Source organism: Isoptericola sp. NPDC056605 (assembly GCF_042792795.1).
Classification (GTDB): domain Bacteria; phylum Actinomycetota; class Actinomycetes; order Actinomycetales; family Cellulomonadaceae; genus Isoptericola.
This window is the reverse complement of the sequence record NZ_JBHTVT010000014.1, coordinates 50,008-67,800: the sequence shown is the minus strand read 5'-3', so window position 1 is coordinate 67,800 and position 17,793 is coordinate 50,008. Positions and strand designations below refer to the sequence as shown.

Annotated in this window: 16 protein-coding genes; 11 read left to right on the top strand and 5 right to left on the bottom strand. The window is 70.3% G+C overall.

What is annotated here, in order from left to right:
• The first annotated feature begins 1 nt into the window (after position 1).
• From ACFQ8Y_RS15050 to ACFQ8Y_RS15035, 4 genes are read left to right on the top strand one after another with little or no spacing between them, the layout of a single operon-like run.
• A complete protein-coding gene (locus ACFQ8Y_RS15050) occupies positions 2–451 on the top strand; it encodes a pilus assembly protein TadG-related protein (RefSeq protein WP_430562902.1) in 450 nt (149 codons plus the stop codon).
• Positions 448–3,945 (top strand): LysM peptidoglycan-binding domain-containing protein, encoded by a 3,498-nt coding sequence (locus tag ACFQ8Y_RS15045; RefSeq protein ID WP_430586004.1) that lies wholly within the window; start codon positions 448–450, stop codon positions 3,943–3,945. The genes ACFQ8Y_RS15050 and ACFQ8Y_RS15045 overlap by 4 nt, the downstream gene beginning before the upstream one ends.
• 15 nt (positions 3,946–3,960) lie before the next feature.
• On the top strand, positions 3,961–4,590 hold the full coding sequence (locus tag ACFQ8Y_RS15040) for a hypothetical protein (protein ID WP_430562904.1): 630 nt from the start codon (positions 3,961–3,963) through the stop codon (positions 4,588–4,590).
• Complete coding sequence (locus tag ACFQ8Y_RS15035) at positions 4,584–5,501, top strand: hypothetical protein (protein ID WP_430586003.1); 918 nt, start codon at positions 4,584–4,586, stop codon at positions 5,499–5,501. Before ACFQ8Y_RS15040 ends, ACFQ8Y_RS15035 begins: the two co-directional genes overlap by 7 nt.
• A gap of 65 nt (positions 5,502–5,566) precedes the next feature.
• Here ACFQ8Y_RS15035 and ACFQ8Y_RS15030 read toward each other — a convergent pair whose 3' ends face one another.
• Positions 5,567–5,740 (bottom strand): hypothetical protein, encoded by a 174-nt coding sequence (locus ACFQ8Y_RS15030; protein ID WP_430562906.1) that lies wholly within the window; start codon positions 5,738–5,740, stop codon positions 5,567–5,569.
• Between the two features lie 132 nt (positions 5,741–5,872).
• Here ACFQ8Y_RS15030 and ACFQ8Y_RS15025 point away from each other — a divergent pair, with 132 nt between their 5' ends.
• On the top strand, positions 5,873–7,648 hold the full coding sequence (locus tag ACFQ8Y_RS15025) for a hypothetical protein (RefSeq protein WP_430586002.1): 1,776 nt from the start codon (positions 5,873–5,875) through the stop codon (positions 7,646–7,648).
• 50 nt (positions 7,649–7,698) lie between these two features.
• A complete protein-coding gene (locus ACFQ8Y_RS15020) occupies positions 7,699–8,739 on the top strand; it encodes a YhcG family protein (RefSeq protein WP_430586001.1) in 1,041 nt (346 codons plus the stop codon).
• A 44-nt stretch (positions 8,740–8,783) separates the two neighbouring features.
• On the opposite strand, the gene ACFQ8Y_RS15015 is transcribed toward ACFQ8Y_RS15020, so the two are convergent.
• Together ACFQ8Y_RS15015 and ACFQ8Y_RS15010 are read right to left on the bottom strand one after the other, a co-directional pair.
• Positions 8,784–10,058 carry a Y-family DNA polymerase gene (locus tag ACFQ8Y_RS15015; RefSeq protein WP_430562909.1) on the bottom strand — a complete coding sequence of 425 codons (1,275 nt, stop codon included), beginning with the start codon at positions 10,056–10,058 and terminating at the stop codon, positions 8,784–8,786.
• 28 nt (positions 10,059–10,086) lie between these two features.
• Entirely contained in the window at positions 10,087–10,515 is a 429-nt protein-coding gene (locus tag ACFQ8Y_RS15010) for a LexA family protein (protein WP_430562910.1), read from the bottom strand.
• Positions 10,516–10,590: 75 nt separating this feature from the next.
• Here ACFQ8Y_RS15010 and ACFQ8Y_RS15005 point away from each other — a divergent pair, with 75 nt between their 5' ends.
• From ACFQ8Y_RS15005 to ACFQ8Y_RS14985, 5 genes are all read left to right on the top strand, one after another.
• The gene (locus ACFQ8Y_RS15005; RefSeq protein WP_430562911.1) at positions 10,591–11,343 is read left to right on the top strand and encodes a hypothetical protein; all 753 of its coding nucleotides are present in this window, start codon (positions 10,591–10,593) and stop codon (positions 11,341–11,343) included.
• A 128-nt stretch (positions 11,344–11,471) separates the two neighbouring features.
• Positions 11,472–12,491 (top strand): ATP-dependent DNA ligase, encoded by a 1,020-nt coding sequence (locus ACFQ8Y_RS15000; RefSeq protein WP_430586000.1) that lies wholly within the window; start codon positions 11,472–11,474, stop codon positions 12,489–12,491.
• Between the two features lie 72 nt (positions 12,492–12,563).
• Positions 12,564–13,697 carry a tyrosine-type recombinase/integrase gene (locus ACFQ8Y_RS14995; protein WP_430562913.1) on the top strand — a complete coding sequence of 378 codons (1,134 nt, stop codon included), beginning with the start codon at positions 12,564–12,566 and terminating at the stop codon, positions 13,695–13,697.
• Entirely contained in the window at positions 13,694–14,023 is a 330-nt protein-coding gene (locus ACFQ8Y_RS14990) for a helix-turn-helix domain-containing protein (RefSeq protein WP_430562914.1), read from the top strand. The genes ACFQ8Y_RS14995 and ACFQ8Y_RS14990 overlap by 4 nt, the downstream gene beginning before the upstream one ends.
• 458 nt (positions 14,024–14,481) lie before the next feature.
• Positions 14,482–15,603: a hypothetical protein gene (locus ACFQ8Y_RS14985; protein ID WP_430562915.1), complete on the top strand. Its 1,122-nt coding sequence runs from the start codon at positions 14,482–14,484 to the stop codon at positions 15,601–15,603.
• Positions 15,604–15,740: 137 nt separating this feature from the next.
• On the opposite strand, the gene ACFQ8Y_RS14980 is transcribed toward ACFQ8Y_RS14985, so the two are convergent.
• Together ACFQ8Y_RS14980 and ACFQ8Y_RS14975 are read right to left on the bottom strand one after the other, a co-directional pair.
• Complete coding sequence (locus tag ACFQ8Y_RS14980) at positions 15,741–17,333, bottom strand: Na+/H+ antiporter (protein WP_430585999.1); 1,593 nt, start codon at positions 17,331–17,333, stop codon at positions 15,741–15,743.
• 78 nt (positions 17,334–17,411) lie between these two features.
• On the bottom strand, positions 17,412–17,777 hold the full coding sequence (locus tag ACFQ8Y_RS14975) for a DUF2255 family protein (protein WP_430585998.1): 366 nt from the start codon (positions 17,775–17,777) through the stop codon (positions 17,412–17,414).
• Between the last annotated feature and the right edge of the window lie 16 nt (positions 17,778–17,793).

Below are 17,793 nucleotides of genomic sequence, written 5' to 3'. Positions count from 1 at the left end.
CATGAAGATCTGGCAGCGCGCAGGAGAGCGCCTGAACGATGACCCCGAGCGCGGATCGGTCTCGACCTGGGTCGCGATCACCGCACTGGCGATGATGCTGTTCGTCGGCATCGCCGTCGACTTCAACGGCCAGGTGCACACCCTGCAGCGGGCGCGCGACGTCGCCGCGCAGGCCGCGCGCGCCGGTGGCCAGGAGATCGTCGGGTCGCGGGCAATGCGTGGTCACGGGGTGTCGGCCGACCCGGTGGCTGCCCGCAACGCGGCGCAGGACTACCTGGCCGCAGCTGGCGTGCGAGGCACAGTGAACGTCGTGAACGGGACGCGGCTGGTGGTGACTGTGAACGACCGGTACGACACGAAGATCCTGTCGATCGTCGGGGTTGGGTCGCTTCCAGCGACGGGAGAGGCCGAGGCGCGTCTGACGCGCGTGATGGGGGGAGTCGAGCAGTGACCACACTTCGACGTCGACTTGTGGGCCTGGTGGCCGTCGTCGGGATCCTCGTGATCATCGTCGGCCTCCCGGTCGTGCTGTTCGCGGTGGGCGCCAACCCGTTCGAGGCTGGTGCGCCGTCCTGGAGCGACGTCACGACGGCGCTGACGAGCCCGGACGACGGGAGCCTCGCCGTCGCGGCGATCAAGCTCGTGGCCTGGCTGGCGTGGGCGCTGCTGACGCTGTCGCTGCTGGTGGAGATCGGCGCGAAGCTGCGCGGGGTGCGCGCCCCGCCCATGCCGGGCCTGAGGGCCCCGCAGGCCGCCGCCCGCGGGCTGGTTGGCGCGGCCGTGATGCTGTTCGTCGCCATCCCCGCCGCGAACGTCGCGAACGCCGCCCCCGCGTCCGCCGGTCCCGCACACGCCGCCGAGCCGATCGCGGTCCAGACGATCGCCCAGCCGGCCGCCGCAGCCACCGCGGCGGACGACGCGCACGAACACACGGCCGCTACGAGCGCCGACGAGCGCACCCGCACCAGCGAGGACGCTGCGACGACGTCGGCGCCGAAGACGGTCACCTACACGGTGCAGCAGGGGGACTCCCTGTGGGGCATCGCGGAGGCGCACCTCGGCGACGGGCACAGGTACAAGGAGATCGTCCACCTCAACCCCACCGTGCTGGACGGCAAGGCGTCGTTCATCAAGGCCGGTTGGGAGCTGCAGATCCCCGCCCCGAAGGCGGGCAAGGGCACCGACCAGGGCTCGGGCAAGGACGAGACGGGCGCGGGCAAGAAGGTCACGGTCGAGCGCGGCGACACGCTGTCCTCGATCGCGAAGGCCGAGCTCGGCGCCGCCGACCGCTACCCCGAGATCGTCGACGCCTCGCGCGACATCGAACAGCCCGGCGGCGTGCACCTGAGCGACCCCGACGTCATCGACGTCGGCTGGACCGTCCAGATCCCCGGCCAGGCCGCGCCGTCGAAGGGCACGACCGACGAGACGAGCGCGCCGACGAAGGCGAAGGACGCTCACGCGGGCGAAGACACGACCACCGCTGCCCAGGAGCGCACGGACGCCGTCGCGCAGGCCGCCGGCGAACTCGCGGAAGCCGCGAGCGCCGTAGGCCAGGCCGCGGACGATGCCGAGAGCGCCGCGCAGGCACAGGCCGAGGACGCGCGCGCCCAGGCGGTCGCTGAGGCGGCGCAGGAGCGCGCCGAGCAGGCGCCCGCCCCGGTCGAGGTCGCCGATACCACCGACGCGACCGAAACGGCCGACTCGGCGGACGCCGACGCTGACCAGTGGATCGCGCGCACCAGCTACGGCGTCGGCGCGATCCTCGCTGCCGGCGTCCTCGGACTCGTCATCGCCCGCCGCCGTAACCAGCAGCGCCGCCGCCAGCCCGGCCAGCGCATGCCCACCCACAGCCTCGAGCTCGTCGAGACCGAGTCCGAGCTGCGCACGACCGCCGACAGCCTGTCCATCGAGACCGTCGACACCGCCCTGCGCGCCCTGGCCCGCCACTGCACCACCGAGGGCACCGCGCTGCCCGACGTGCGCGCCGCGCGCCTCACCGCCACCCAGTTCGACCTGTACCTCGCCGAGCCCACCACCCTGCCGGCCCCGTGGATCGGCACCGACGACCAGACCGTCTGGCGCCTCGACACCGACCACACGCCGCAGACCGCCCCCGACGTCGCGGAGGCCACGCCCGCCCCGTACCCCGCGCTCGTGACCATCGGGCACGACGAGGAGGACGGACACGTCTTCCTCAACCTCGAACACCTCGGCGCCCTCGCCATCACCGGCGACGACCAGCACACCCGCGAGATCCTCGCCGCCCTGGCGATCGAACTCGCCCTGTCGACCTGGGCCGACGACCTCCAGGTCACCCTTGTCGGCGCCTTCCCCGAACTCGAGGACACCCTCCAGACCGGACGCATCCGCTACCTGCCCACCATCGGCCGCCTCGTCGACCACCTCGCCACCCGCGCCGCCGACGACCGCGCGGCGCTCGCTGAGGCCGGTGTGGGGGACTTGAACGCGGCCCGCGCTGCCGGCACTGTGCCGGATGCCTGGACGCCGGAGATCGTGCTGCTCGGCGGCAACATCACGGACAAGCAGCGCAACGAGCTCGCGGGGTTCATCGACGAGCTGCCTCGCGTCGCTCTGGCCGCGGTCACCAGCGGTGAGCACATCACCTCCTGGGGGCTGGATCTGGCCGACTCCAGCACCGGTGGCGACGTCGCGACGCTCGCGCCGATCGGGCTCGAGCTGCGACCTCAGCGGCTCCCGTCCGAGCAGTACGGCCACCTGCTCGAGCTCGCGGCGATGACGGACGTCGAGGAGCTCGAGGGCGAGCCGGTGCGTGACCCGAGCCTCGCCGAGGTCGAGTCGGTCGTTCCCGTCGACGACCCTGCCGACGAGCGCGCCGTGGGCTCCGTGTCCGCGATCCCGGACCTGCAGGACGACGTCCTGCACGCGCCTGCCGATGTCGACGACGTCGACCAGGCCGACGAGGACGAGCATGCTGCCGCGAGCGCCGCGGAGGGTGAGACGGTCGCCGTCGTCGCCGTCACGGAGCCGGAGACTTCGCCGGGCGCCCCGGCCGTCGCGGTGGCCTCTGACGCCGCCGTAGAGGCGGGGGAGGAGGCTGCGGCTGATGTCGTGGAGCTCGCGCCCGCCGAGACCGCCGAGGGCGTCGACGAGCCCGCCGCAGCGACCGAGCCCGACGACGAGCCCGCAGACGAGGACGAGACGCCCCGCGTGGTCGTCCTAGGCCCCGTGGACCTCCTGAACCCGGGCGGGAAGGTCGAGCCCTCGAAGCGGGCCCGCCTCCTGGAGTACGCGACCTACCTCGCCCTGCACCCCGGCGCCACGCACACCGCGATCGACGACGCGATCTGGCCCGACCGGCGCACCGAGGACAACCTCAACACGAGGAACACCGCGACCTCGAAGCTGCGCCGCTGGGTCGGCAAGACGCCCGACGGGCAGGACTACCTCCCGCCGCACCAGGCCGGCGAGGGCTACGCCTTCCACCCCGATGTCACCACCGACGCCGCACAGTGGGACACCCTCATCGTCCAGGACCCCATCAACGCGCCTACCGAGAACCTCGAGAACGCGCTTCAGCTCGTGCGCGGCATGCCCTTCCAGGGCACCCACCGCCGCCGGTACGCCTGGGCCGAGCCGATCAAGCGCCGCCTCATCGCGGAGATCGTCGACGCGTCCTACGAGCTCGCCCGCCGCCGCCTCATGGACGGCCGCTGGCGCGCCGCAGAGCAAGCCGTCGTCGTCGGCCTCAGCATCGAACCCGCCCAGGAGAACCTGTGGCGCCTGCGTATCCTCGCAGCGCACGAGAGCCACAACGCCGAGGCCGAAGCCGAAGCAATCAACCGGCTCCTGACCGTGACCGAACAACTTGAGTGCGACCTCGAGCCCGAGACCGAACAACTCCTCGCTGCCCTCAAGAACCCCGGCATCGACTTCGACCGCCTGATGGCCACCGCCCTCTAGGGAAGGACCCCCACCATGACCCGCACCACCCGCCGCACCATCCCCACCGCGCTCGCGGTCCTCGGGATGAGCGTCGTCCTGGGCGCGTGCCAGCAGGGCGCTCCTGGGGGCGATGCCACACCGACCGACGCGACGTCACCGACGGCCACGACCTCGCCGTCCCCGTCGCCCTCGCCGTCGGAGTCGAAGACCCCGGAGGAGCAGGCGACCGAGCTCGCCGAACAGGCCGTCCGCGACTACTACGAGACGTCTGACGCGGCGCTCCAGGACCCTGAGGGGTTCAAGCAGGAGGACCTGAAGGACGTCGCGAGCACGACGGCGCTCGCCGACCTCCAGAACCTCCTTGCCGCATCGCGCGACCAGGAGCTCACGCAGATCGGAACGACAGAGATCGTGGAGGTCAAGGCCACGAAGGTCGATCTGACCAACAAGCCCAAGGCCAACCCGCCCGAGTTGCCGTACGTCGAGTTCCGGGTCTGCTACGACGTCAGCGACCTCAACGTCGTCGACAAGGACGGCAAGTCGGTCGTGCCGGCTGACCGTCCCGACAAGGGAGTCCAGCGGGTAGGCGTCGTCAACTACGACTACCCGGACACGGACGGTTGGAAGGTTGACTACACAGAGCAGGAGGACGGCAAATGCTGAGACGGCTCGCCGCGCTCGCGGCGCTCATCGTCCCTCTCGCGTTGGTCGCAGCTCCCGCCGACGCGGCAGGCCCGTTGTGCAAGAAGCACGATGACCGCACCGGCATCTGCCTGATCTGGGCTACCGACGATGGGTCGGGCGATGGGAACGGCGACGGCGGCGGGTCTGGTGGCGGCGATGGTGGTGGCGATGGTGGTGGGTCCGGTGGTGGCGGTGGAGGCAACCCCGTCGCCGTGACTGTCGACGGCCGCTCGTGCATCTACGTCGGGCTGGCCGACCCCCAGCCCCCGAAGTCGAACCCCGTATGGAAGGGCCACAAGGACGGCGCGATTCACGTCTGCAACGACTCGATCACCGGTGGAAGTGGCGGACAGCTCGGTGGTGGCCCCACGCAGCAGATCCTCTTCTGGGCGGCGTCGGCACCGGACGCCCCGCCGCCCCCGGACCCGGAGGATCTCGCTCGCGAGGCAGTCGCGTCGATGGGCCTGCACGCGATCGACATCGGCATCATCCCCGAGGACACCGCCGGCAGCATGGGGTTGGTGGGACTGCCGACGTGGATGTGGGCCGAGAACCCCGGTGGGACGACCATGGGGCCGATCACGCGAACGGCGTCCGCTGGCGGATACACCGTGACCGCCAGGGCCAAGGTCGACAAGATCGTCTGGAACATGGGCGATGGCAGCAGCGTCACCTGCACCGGCCCGGGCACCCCGTACGCGGACGAGTACGACACCAAGAAGTCGCCCGACTGCGGCCACACGTTCACCCGGCAGGGCGAGTACGCCGTGACCGCGACGTCGTACTGGACCGTCGAGTGGAACGGCATCGGCGAGACTGGCGCGATCCCGCTGGACTTCGACGAGCAGACGACGATCCGGATCGGGGAGTCCCAGGTCATCACCCAGTGACGCGAGCAACACGAGGGGCGAGGTGCACACCGCGCCTCGCCCCTCGTTGTTCTCGCCGGGTGCTCCTAGGAAGGGACGACGCGCACGGTGATGATCCGCTCGCCCTCACGAGTCTGACCGCGCAGCTCGGCGTAGGCCTCCTCGTAGGTGTCGGCCTCGGCGCTCGCCTCGCGCAGGTCGAGTTCGTGGGTGCCGGAGTTGTCCGGCGGGATCGTCTCGTAGGTCACGGTCACCTTCACGGCGAGACTCTAGACGGCCCGCGGGGAGCCCTGCGCCGACGGTGGTGCGATGTGGCCTTGCGGGGTGAAGTCGCAAGGGGCGGGCATGTGGGCGGGCGGCACCCGTCGGTGGAGGTCCGTACGCTGGCGCGCATGCGTAGGGCTGGCGACGATCTGTTCCCGTGGAAGACCTGCGGGCAGCCCTTGTTCGACCGGATCGTCAACGCCCTGCTGACGGAGATCTGCAGCGGCGGTCCAGGTGTCCTTGAACCTGTGGACGGTCGCGGCGGAGACGGCGGCATCGACCTCGACCTGACCCTGCCCGACGGCACGATCGACACGATTTACCAGCTCAAGTACTTCCCCGAGGGGTTCTCCGGCGGGTTCCGTCCCCGCCGACAGCAGATCACCAAGTCGTTCAAGGCCGCGATGAAACACAACCCGCGCAGGTGGGTGCTCGTCGTCCCGTGCAACCTGACCCCCAAGGAGCGCGACTTCGTGCGCTCCCTGGCTGGCAAGCCGGCCGTCGTCGAGATTGGCACGACCATCGGCCAGGCCCGCCTGGACCTGGCCCTGGCGGAGCACCCTCGCGTGTGGAAGCACTTCACCCACGACCAGCGCATGGACGACCTGCGCATCGCCGGGCTTGAGCGCCAGGGGCTGACCACTGCCGCGGACATCGACGAGTACGCCACCAGCATGGGCGAGAGCCTGGCCGCCCGGAGCTTGCACTGGGACCTGCAGGTCACGACCGGGCCGGACGGCGTGGCGACCCGGGTGAGCGCGCGCCACCCGCGTGCGATGGAAGAAGAACCGCTGGCGAGCCGGATCAGCTTCGTGCCCGGTCCGGTCGGCGAGGAAGCCCGGCGCCGCTACGAGGACGCACGCGCATTCGGCACCCCCGTTGACCTGGGCGCCGACGAGATCGCCAAGGTTGAGCTGACCGGTGCGGAGTGGTTCGACAAGGAATTCACCGACGTCAACGTGCACCTGCGGCCGCCGCCGCTCGTGCGCGGACAGGTCGACCTGCGTGTGACCACCCCGAGCGGGGACATCCTGCAGATCGTGCGCGGCACTATGGACGGGCACGCCGGCCAGCGCGGGAGACGCATCCTGGCCGCGCTCGAGTGCGGCCTGGACCTGACCATCACGATCCTGGACACCTCGAACCCCGACCACAGGAAGCCCACCGAGAACGTCCCGGTCGACCTCACCGTCTCCGCGAGCCGGCTACATCGCGGCGACGCGATCCAGGCGGCACGCGCAGTCCAGCTCATCGACCACCTCGAGTCCGGCTCCAAGGTCATCCTCGAGCTGTGGCGCGCGGGGAAGATGTTCGCCCAGATGGGCACCAACGGCGACACCGACGAGCATCGCCGCCACCTGATCAGCGCGTACGACCGGCAGCTGATCGACGACCTCCGCGTCCTGTCCAAGCACTTCGACATCACCCTGCGCGTGCCCGAGCAGATGACGCTGGCGCAGCGAGCCGAGATCCGTAAGGCGCGCCTGCTGGCCGAGGGCAACGTGATCATCGACAGCGACCTCGGTGGACTCGACGTCACCCTCAGCGGCGTCGGGGGCGAGCCGTTCACCACCTTCCTCAAGGACGAGGCGAGCATGATCGCCGTCGAGTCCAAGCTCCACTACCTCGTCGACGGCCAGCCGCTCGCGTACGCGGTGCGGATCTTCCACCCCCGCGCGCACGCCGTCGACGCCGACACCGTGGCCGCGGCGCTCGCGGCGGGCACCGCGGCCAACATGCCGGTGACCATCCGCGGCGTCGACCGGTCGCCCTACCGTGTCTACTCGGTGAGCGACTTCCCGGACGACCGGGAGGACCTGACCCCCACGCCGCTCGCGATCGTGCTGCCCGACGGCATGGACATCCCCCCGGACGAGTTCGGCGCCATCGCGCGGGGCAGCTGACACCGCGCGCCGGGACGCTGGGTGTCAGAGCCCCCGGGCAAACTTCGGGCATGGCCACCGACGACGCAGCCCTGGAACCGGCCGGGTACGCCGACCTGCTGGCCGCCCTCAAGGCCCGCGTGCGTGCCACGCAGCTGCGCGCGGTCCGCGCGGCGAACACCGAGCTGCTGGGCCTGTATTGGTCGATCGGGCGCGACATCCTCGAACGCCAGCAGGAGGCGGGCTGGGGAGCGAAGATCGTGACCCGCCTCGCCGCGGACCTCAAGCGCGAGTTCCCGGACCAGAGCGGCTGGTCCCGGTCCAACCTGATGTACATGCGCGCGTTCGCGGAATCCTGGCCCGAGAATGTCCCACAGGCTGTGGGACGACTTCCGTGGGGCCACGTCCGTGTGCTGCTCGACCGCCTCGACGCGCGCGACCAGCGCGACTGGTACGCCGAGCGCGCCGCCGTCGACGGGTGGTCGCGCGGTGTCCTCGAGCACCACGTCAAGATGGATCTCCGTGCCAGCCTCGGTGCGGCGCCGTCGAACTTCAGCGCGGCGCTCGCGGGCCCGGACTCCGACCTTGCGCAGCAGCTGGTGAAGGACCCCTACGTCTTCGAGCACCTCGCCTACGCCGCCTCCAAGCGTGAACGCGACGTCGAGCAGGCGCTGATGGACCGCCTGCAGGACACCCTGCTTGAGTTCGGCCGCGGCATGGCGCTGGTCGGTCGCCAGTTCCGGCTCCCGCTCGGCGACGGCACCGAGTACGTCCTTGACCTGCTCCTCTTCCACGTGGAGCCAGCGCCCCGGTACATCGTCGTGGAGCTCAAGGTCGGCCAGTTCGAGCCCAGTCACCTCGGCCAGTTGAGCGCGTACGTCGCCGCTGTCGACGGTGAGCTGCGCCGGCCTGAGATCCACGCCCCGACCATCGGGATCCTGCTGTGCACGGGCAAGAGCGGCCCGAGCGTGCAGTACGCACTCGCCTCCACCTCGGTCCCGGTCGCCGTCGCGGACTACCGCGGGCTCCCTGACGATGCGCGCGCCGCGCTGCCCAGTGCCGCCGAGCTCGAGGCCGTCCTCGAGCGCGGCCTCGACGACGTCGACGAGTAGAGGCCCACGAGTTCTGCCCAGCCAGGCGACGCGCCGGCGTCGGATCAGGCCTTGACGGTGATGAGCTCGTCCCAGTGGGTCGTGGCTCGCGGGGTGAGCATCTGGCGCTTCATCTGCCAGGACGGCCCGGGGCGGAACCCGCCGTAGCCGAGGCCGATCATGTCGCGGCCGACCTTCTTCTGGATGGTGTCGACGAGGGTGGCGATGCCAGCGGTCTCGTGTCGCATAGCGAACAGGTCGAAGGCTGGCTGCACACCGGCGGGGCGCAGGTCGGTGAGCATGATGCCGGCGCGGGCGTACGGAGTGCCGTCCGGGATCTGGTCCAGGAGACGGTGCGCGGCTCGGGTGAGCTCGACGGGGTCAGCCGTGGGCGCCGGCAGCTGGACGCGCACGGCGGGGTAGTGCTGCTGGGTCGCCCACGGGCTGGTGCCAGCGAACGCGTCGAGGCTCTTGGCGACCTGGTTGTGGCGCACGAGGCGAGCTGCGGCCTGTTGGGCGTAGATCGACAGCGCCTGGCGGATCCCGGCCCGGGTGCTGATCTTCTGGGAGAACGACCGGGACACGATCAGCTGGTCCTTCTTCCCGGTGCGGTCCGCCTCGGGCCCGATGCACGCGACCCCGCGCAGCTCGAGTGCCGTGCGCATGACGACCACGTTGAAGGCTCGGCGGATCATCGCCGGGTTCGCCGTGGCGAGGTCCCAGATCGTGGTGATCCCGAACCCCGCGAGCCGCTTCTCCAGGCGTGACGCGATGCCCCACACCTGCGACACCGGCAGGGACCGCATCAGCTGCTCGCGCCACGCCGGCCGGGTCGCCGGCCACACGCAGACGCCCTCGAAGACGTCGAGCTTCTTCGCGGCACGGTTGGCGAGCTTCGCCTGGGTGCGGGTCGGAGCGACGCCGACGCACACGGGCACTCCGACCAGGCGGCGCAGGGAGTCCTTCGCCTGCCGGCCGAGGTCGGTCATCGCCTCGGGGTCGGCGGCCGTGCGGCGGTCAACGGCGAGGAAGGCCTCGTCGATCGAGTAGACGTCCAGGTCGTGGGTGTACCGCTCGAGGACCTGCATCACGCGCCGGCTCATGTCGCCGTACAGCTCGTAGTTGCTGGACACCGCGACCAGGCCCATTCGCGCGGCCAGGGGGCGCAGTTCGAACCACGGCTTGCCGAGGTCCAGGCCGAGCGCCTTCGCCTCGCGCGACGCGGCGACGACCATGCCGTCGTTGTTGCTCAGCACGACGAAGGGGACACCCTCGAACGCCGGGTTGAAGACGCGCTCGAACGAGCAGTAGGCGCTGTTGACGTCGACATGTGCGATCACCGTGCCGCCCTCCGTCCTCGAGGTCCCCTCACCGCAGGTGGTGGATGCAGTACGTCACGACGCCCCACACCTGCAGGTCGGCCAGCTCGCCGACGACCAGGTCCGGGTGGGCCGAGTTCTCGGCCCGCAGCACGACACCGTCTGCGGTGACGTCCAGGCGCTTGACGGTGAGCTCGCCGTCCAGAACGGCGACGACGACGTCGCCGGGACGCGGTCGCTTCGATCGGTCGACGATCAGCTCGTCGCCGTCGCTGATCCCGGCCCGGGTCATCGAGTGCCCGCTGGCGCGCACGATGAACGTGGCCGCCTTGTCCTCGATGAGCATCGAGGACAGGTCCACCGGACCCTCGTAGTAGTCCTGGGCAGGGGAGGGGAATCCGCACGACACGGCGACCGGCGCCGACGTCAGTTCGGCCACGACCGTCGCGTCGAGGCCGCGAACGCGTTCAGCGAGCATGGTGCCCTCCCGCCTTCTTGCTCTGTCTCACCGCCAGAGTAGAACACCTGTTCGAACCGTGGTCATAATGCTGGGGTGACCATGCCCGCTCAGTTGGACGTCGCTCGGGCCGCCCTCGCGGCAGCCGAGCTGCGCACCGGCGTGCGTCACCGCAGCGTGCGGGGCCGACACGAGGACATCGCGTCGGCGGCGGGCGTCACGGGGGAGCAGACGCGAGAGGAGGAGCTCACCGAGCCCTTCGCCGCGGTCCTGGATGGCGGCCGGCTCCCGACCGGTTCCACCTCCGTCGTTGGCGGCTCGTCGAGCCTGCTGCTCGCGCTGCTCGCCGCCTCCCAGCACAAGGACGACTGGATCGCCATCGTCGGCATGCCGGACCTCGGTCTGCTGGCCGCCGTCGATGCGGGCGTAGGCATCGACCGCCTCGTCGTCATCCCGGACGTCACCGGCCGTGGCCCCGAGGTCCTCGCCGCGCTGCTCGACGGGTTCACCTACGTCGTCGCCGGGCCCGCTGTCGGCCTGACCGTCGCAGACCGCCGGCGGCTGACCGCGCGGGCCCGAGACCGGGGCAGCGGCATTGTGGCCACGGGCGAATGGGAGCACGCGGCGCTGCGGCTGTACGCGACCGCCAGGTGGTCCGGAGTCGACGCCGGCGCCGGCTATCTCCGACGCTGCGAGCTCGACGTCGACCTGCAGTCACGCGGTCGCCCGCAGCGGTGGACGCTGACGCTGCCCACCCCGCAGACGGACGCGTTCATCCCCGCCCACCCGGGGTCCGCGCGCCGCTCGCGTACCGCTCATCGCGCTGCCCCGCTGCATGCGGTGGGGTGACGGTGCCCCTTCCGCGTGCGTGCACCCGCTCAGCGTCCCTACCGTGACCGAGGGAATCGGCGAAGGGAGCACGTCATGGCTGTGGCGATCGGCGTCCACCACGCCCCCCGCGACATCCCGGGCTGACCATGAGCCTGCCGCCGGGGCTGCGGCTCCCGGTCGACGTCGTCCTCGCCCGCCCGGTCGCGCAGATCCCCGCCCCGACCGCCTTGCCCGGCGGATGTTCCTACGAGCTCAAATTTGACGGCTTCAGGTGCGTGATCGCGCGCGACGGCGCCCAGGTGAGCCTGTGGTCTCGCCGCGGCACAGACCTCACCAGCGCCTTCCCGGAGATCTCCGCGGCCGCCGAGCAGTTGGCTTCCGGCACGGTTCTCGACGCCGAGATCGTGATCTGGACAGCGGGACGGCTCGACTTCGGCTCCCTGCAAGAACGCATGGGCCGAGGCCCCCGCAAGGCCGCCCAGCACGCCCGCGTCCACCCCGCCTCGGCGGCGGTCTTCGACGTCCTGGCAACCGGCGGGGACGACGTGCGCGCCATGCCGTTCTCGCTGCGTCGAGCACTACTCGAGGACCTCGCAGCGCTCTGGCGGCCACCGCTGAACCTCTCGCCGACCACCAGCGACGTCGACGAAGCGCGTGAGTGGTTCGAGACCTACATCGTGGCCGGCGTCGAGGGGTTGGTCGTCAAGGGCGCCGATCAGCCCTATCGCGGTGGCCAGCGTGACTGGTTGAAGGTCAAGCACCGCAGCACCGTGGACGTGGTCTGCGCCGCGGTCATCGGCCCCCGGACTGCTCCCGAGCAGGTGGTGGCCGGCCTGCCCGTCAACGGGCATCTGCGGATCGTGGGCCGCACCGGACCTCTGAACCCAGTCGCACGGCGGGCGCTCGCCGACGTGCTGCGTGCCCCGATGGGGGAGCACCCGTGGCCGGCGGTCGTGCCGGCCGGGGAGTTCGGAAGGTTCGGGCGGGAGCGCGGGCCCGTGGAGCTGACGCGGGTGAATCCGGTGGTGGTGGAGGTGTCGGCGGACGCGGCATGGTCGGGCAGCTCGTACCGTCATCTGTTGCGATTCGTGCGCTTACGTCCGGAGTTGCATCCGATGGACCTTGTTGCACCTGCGGCGACCAGCGGAAACGCATCCCTGGAGTGAACGTTGGCGCGCGCACTGAGTGCTGACAAGGCCCTCTTGCCTCCATGACTCAATGTTGTGTTAGATGCAACCGTGACTGAGTCGAGCTCAACGACCGAGCTGCCCGGTGCCGCGCGGCTGGTTCTGGTCGACGGGCTGGGTTTGCTTCAGCCCGAGTCCGCGGTGATGGACGCGATGCTTGAAGGTTGGGCGCGCCAACAGCGGGTGCGCTTCCTGAAGGCCAGCACGATCGGGCATCGGCTTCGGATGGTCCGACGCATGGTCGAGTTCTCGAACCTGTACCCGTGGCAGTGGACGGCGGCGGAGGTCGAGGCTTTCATCAGTGGGCAGGAGGGCGCTCGACAGGTCTCGACGGCACGGTCCTACACCGGGCACCTGCGCATGTTCCTGGAGTACCTGACGGACCCGCGGTATGGGTGGGCTGCGGTGTGCCTGGAGCGGTTCGGGGAAGCGCCGCAGCAGGTGCTCGACGAGTGGAACAGCGTCGTGCACGCCAGTGAATATGAAGGCTCCCCGGGGCGCCGGCCACTGACCTATGACGAGGTGCAGCTCCTGTTCGACGCGGCGGACGACCTCGTCGACACGGTGCGCAGCAGGCGTCGCAAGGGATCCATGGCCGCCCAACGCGACGCCGCAATCCTCAAGATGGTCTACGCCTTCGGACTTCGCCGACGTGAGGCATGGGGCCTCGATCTGCATGACCTGCGCCGCAACCCCAAGGTTCCGGCGTTCGGCCGGTTCGGCGCGTTGTACGTGAGGTGGGGCAAGGCCAGGCGAGGGGGAGCAGCTCAGCGCAGGACGGTCATGCTCGTGCCGGAGATGGACTGGGTGGTGCCCGTCCTCAACCAGTGGATCGACGAGGTGCGCCCCCGCTTCGATCCGGGCAAGCACCCGGCGGTGTGGATGACCGAGCGACGTAGCAGGCTCGACTGGCGTGGGATCAACACTGCCTTCGCCCGGGCCCGCGACGCCGCTGGCCTGGACCCGACTCTGGACCTGCACAGCCTGCGCCACTCCTACGTCACGCACCTGGTCGAGTTCGACTACCCCGAGCGGTTCGTGCAAGAGCAGGTCGGCCACGCCTACGCCGCCACCACGGCCATCTATACCGGCGTGTCCGACGCCTACCGCAACACCCTGCTTCGACGGGCGATCACCTCCCACCAACCAGACCTGTGGCACGACCCCGAGGAGGAACACTCGTGATCAAGAAGATGGCCGTCGAATGGGATCTGCGCCTCCGTATGGCTGAACGGGGACTGTACGCCACCACGGACCTCGTTCCGCTGCTCGCCGAGCGCGGCGTTCACCTCTCTCGCGAGCAGGTGTATCGCCTCGTTACGGCCACCCCGCAGCGGTTGAGCACCGACACATTCGCCGCACTCTGCGACATCCTGCAGTGCACCCCGAACGACCTGCTGCGTGTTGTCGAGGTCGACCAGCAGGTCGCCAAGGGGACTGGCACGGCAGGACCGGGTGGACCCGCTCCCGAGGTGCGACGCACGAGGATCCGCCGGCCCGGCCACGCCTGATGGCGACATCTCGCAAGGCCTACGTGCGCGCACCGGTCCGCTGCGCGATCTGCGGCGAGATGCGGGTCTACTCCGCACGCTGGCCCGTGGGGCACGTCTGCGCGACCTGCTACCACCGAGGTCGAGCATCGCCGCGCCCCTGTGCCTCCTGCTCGAAGACCCGCGTCTTGGTCGGGCACCCCCGTGCGCCGTCCGAGGACGAGCTACTCGTCCCGACAACCTGCGGCCCCTGCTCTGGCAGCTACCGGTACTCGTACGTCTGCCTGCGATGTGGTGGCGGTGAAGAGCCCTACAAGAACCTGTTGTGCGTCCGCTGCGCGTTGGGGGACCAGTTACGTGCGGCCTTCGGGGACGCGCCGCCCGACAGCTCGATCGGAACGCTGACGACCGCGCTGCGCGGCAGCCGGCGCCCGCGTTCGGTGATGAGGTGGCTGACCAACCCTCGAGGCGGCGCACGCGTGCTGCGCGAGCTCCTCGACCACGGCACGACGATCAGCCACGACGCCCTCGACGCCTTCGACGAGCGTGAGGTGTGGTCCCTGCGGCGCACCCTGGTCGACCTCGACATTATCCCTGAGCGCCACGATCCGGTGGCGCGTCTGGACGTCATTGCCGAGAAGCTCACCGCCGATCTCCCGCCGAGTACCCGCTCGATCGTGCGCGCCTACGCGTCCTGGTGGTACCTGCGCCGGGCACGGCGACGGTACGAGGAGACCGGGCGTTTCACTTACCCCCAGTTCCGCAATGCCTGGCAGCGAATCGTCGCGGTCGGTGCGCTGCTCCAGTGGCTTGAATCTCGCTCACTAACCCTCGAAGGCCTCGACCAGTCGAACCTGGAGCTCTGGCTCGGGCAGGCCACGCACGCGCAACGGGCCGCGACCGGCGACTTTGTCCGCTGGGCAGCGCGGCGCCGTCTGGTCGGACGCCTCACCGTGACGCACCCCGGGCGGATTGAACCCGCGATCCTGATGAGCGAGGACGAGCGGTGGACCGAGCTGCGACGGTGCCTCACCGACGCAACGATGCCCGACGACGTACGCGCGGCAGGAGCGCTCCTGCTGCTCTACGGGATCCCGCTCCAGCGGATTGTCGAACTCACTCACGACAACCTCATCATGGCGCCCGGGACGAACACGGTTACCGACTTCCGCGTGACAAGCGGGGCACCGGCGGTCACAGTCCCTCCGAGGCTGGGCCGTCTCCTCACTGGTTTGCCCGCGCCTGCCTCCGCCAGGGGGACGCCACTGATCGATCCGAAATCAAACGCGCCCGCGTGGCTATTTCCGGGACGTGGCACCGCCGGCCACGTGACCTACACCGGGCTCGCGAATCGTCTGCGCGCTCACGGGCTGTCCGTACGCCAGTCGCGCAACGCGGCCCTCATCGGATTAGCCGCCGACCTACCTGCACCAGTGATCTCTGATCTGTTAGGCCTGAGTGTCGCGGCTGCTGTGAACTGGACGAGGCGGGCGGGACGAGACTGGAGCGCGTACATGCACCTGCTTGCAGAACGCCAGGCTGAAAGTGCCACCCAGGCGGGCTGGCCGGGTACGCCCCTGAGAGGCCAAGGCAGCGAGTGAGTAGAACGGCCAGAGTGTCGTGGCCGGACGGTATGCGTCCGCGATAGCTCCGACTTCCGCCCTTCCGGATCAGTTCGGAGACTGAGCCTGAGCCGCTCATGTGCGACGACGCTGAGCGTCTGTGCTGCGGCCGTGGTTTAGTCGCGGTCGGTAGGTAGGGGCCCGAGGCGGAGTTCTTCGACGTCGAGGCGGGCTTGAACCTGGCGGAGGACGGTGTCGTCGATGTCGCGGTTGTCGCGCAGTCGGATCACGACGTCGCGTTTTCGGGCGAGGAGCGCAAGTCGCAGCCGGGTGTATTCCTCGTCCAGTCGGGCCGCGGAGGCAGGTGTTTCCGGTGCGCCGGCTCGGGAGCGCAAGACGAGCAGGTGCTCTTCATACTCGCCGCGTAGCCGGTCGACGACGGCCGGGTCGGTGCCGAGGTCAGAAGCGATCTCGTCGAGGGCCGCCAGGGCTTCTTCGGTTGCGGTGACCTCGGCGAGCTGGCGTTCCTGGTCCACGCCGTCGTCGTCGGGCAGGCGTGCCCACCGGACCGTGGGCCCTAGCAGGAGACCTTGTATCACGAGGGTGGCGGTGACGACGCCGACGGTGATGAAGACGATGAGGTCCCGGTCGGGGAAGGTTGCCCCGGAGGCAAGGGTGGTGGGGATCGAGAGGGCGACGGCGAGGGAGACTGCGCCGCGGAAGCCCGCCATGGTGGAGACCACCCGGGCACGGTTGGAGACCCGACGTGTGCGCTGTGATGGGCGACGGTCCAGGAGCCGGATCGTGTAGGCGGAGGCGACGAGGAAGGTGTACCGCACCGCGACGAGGACCAGGTACACGGCGACGACTCCGATGGCGGCCGTCAGGAGGTCGGTGCTGGTCAGGCCGCGGACTGCGGACTGGACCTCGATGCCGACCAGGACGAACAGGGCGGCGTTGACGAGGTAAGTGGTGAGGGTCCAGAACGGGGTGGACTGCTGACGGATCGCGGCCGAGCCGAGGCGTGGCCCGAGCTGGCTCATCACGAGCCCTGCGACGACGACGGCGAGGACGCCGGAGGCCTCGATCAGCTCCGCCAGGAGGTAGGCGGTGAACGGCAGCAGGAGTGTGAGGACGTTGCTCAGCACGGGGTCGTGGATGCGCTGCCGGGCGAACCCGGCCGCGGCGGCGGTCGCCAGCCCGATCGCGATCCCGCCGAGGTAGGAGACGGCGAACAGCCCGGCGACGTGACCGGCCGTCAGTGTCTCCTCGCCGACCGTGACGCCGACGGCGACCCCGTAGATCACGAGGGCGGTGCCGTCGTTGACGAGCCCCTCGGCGCGCAGCACGGTCATGGTCCGGCGAGGCAGTGCGCGGGCCAGGGCTCCCACGGCGGTGGCGTCGGTGGGGGCAAGTGCCGCTCCGAGCACCCAGGCGGGCCCCCAGGGCAGCCCGAGTGCGTGCGCCGTCACTGCGACGGCGCCTGCCGTGAGCCCGACGAGCAGCGTGCTGGTCAGGACGACCCCTCGGAAGGTGGCGCGGATCTCGCGCAACGAGGAGGTGAGTGCTTCCCAGTAGAGAAGGAGGGGCAGGAACACCAGGAGCATGAGCTCGGGTGGCAGGTGGACGTCCCGCAGGGCCGGCGCGAAGCCGAGTGCGATTCCCGCGACCAGGAGCAGGACGGGTCCGGCGACACCGGTACGGCGCGCGAGTACCCCGCACGCGAGGATCACGGCGCCGAGGATCACGACCAGCTCCAGCCCGATCATCGGTCCTCCTGTTCCTCGAGCCCAGGAGCACCGACCGGGAGGCGCAGTGCCCGTGCCGCGTGTCGCCGGGCGGGTTGGTCAGCGCGGGTGGACGCGCAGGGTGGTGGCGGTGGCCGCGGGGCTGGTGATGGCCTCGACGGCGGAGCCGTTGCCGTACTTGGCGTGATACGCGCGATCGATGGCGTCGTCGCGGCTGTCGTCGTGGGTGAAGGTGACGTCCGCGTGGATGCCGCCGGAGTCGATCTGGCCGGTGCCGGTGCGCTGAACGCCGCGGTACCAGGCGCCTTCGGTGCCGCGTACGGATCGGATGTACAGGTCGTCGTCGACGACGACGTGCCACACGATACGAGGGTTGCGCAGGGTGCCGTCGGGCCGGTGGGCGGCGACGCGTAGCTCGCCGTCGGCGTCGATGGCTGCCAGGTCGTCGGGGTTCCAGTCGGTCATGGTGTTCTCCTTGGGT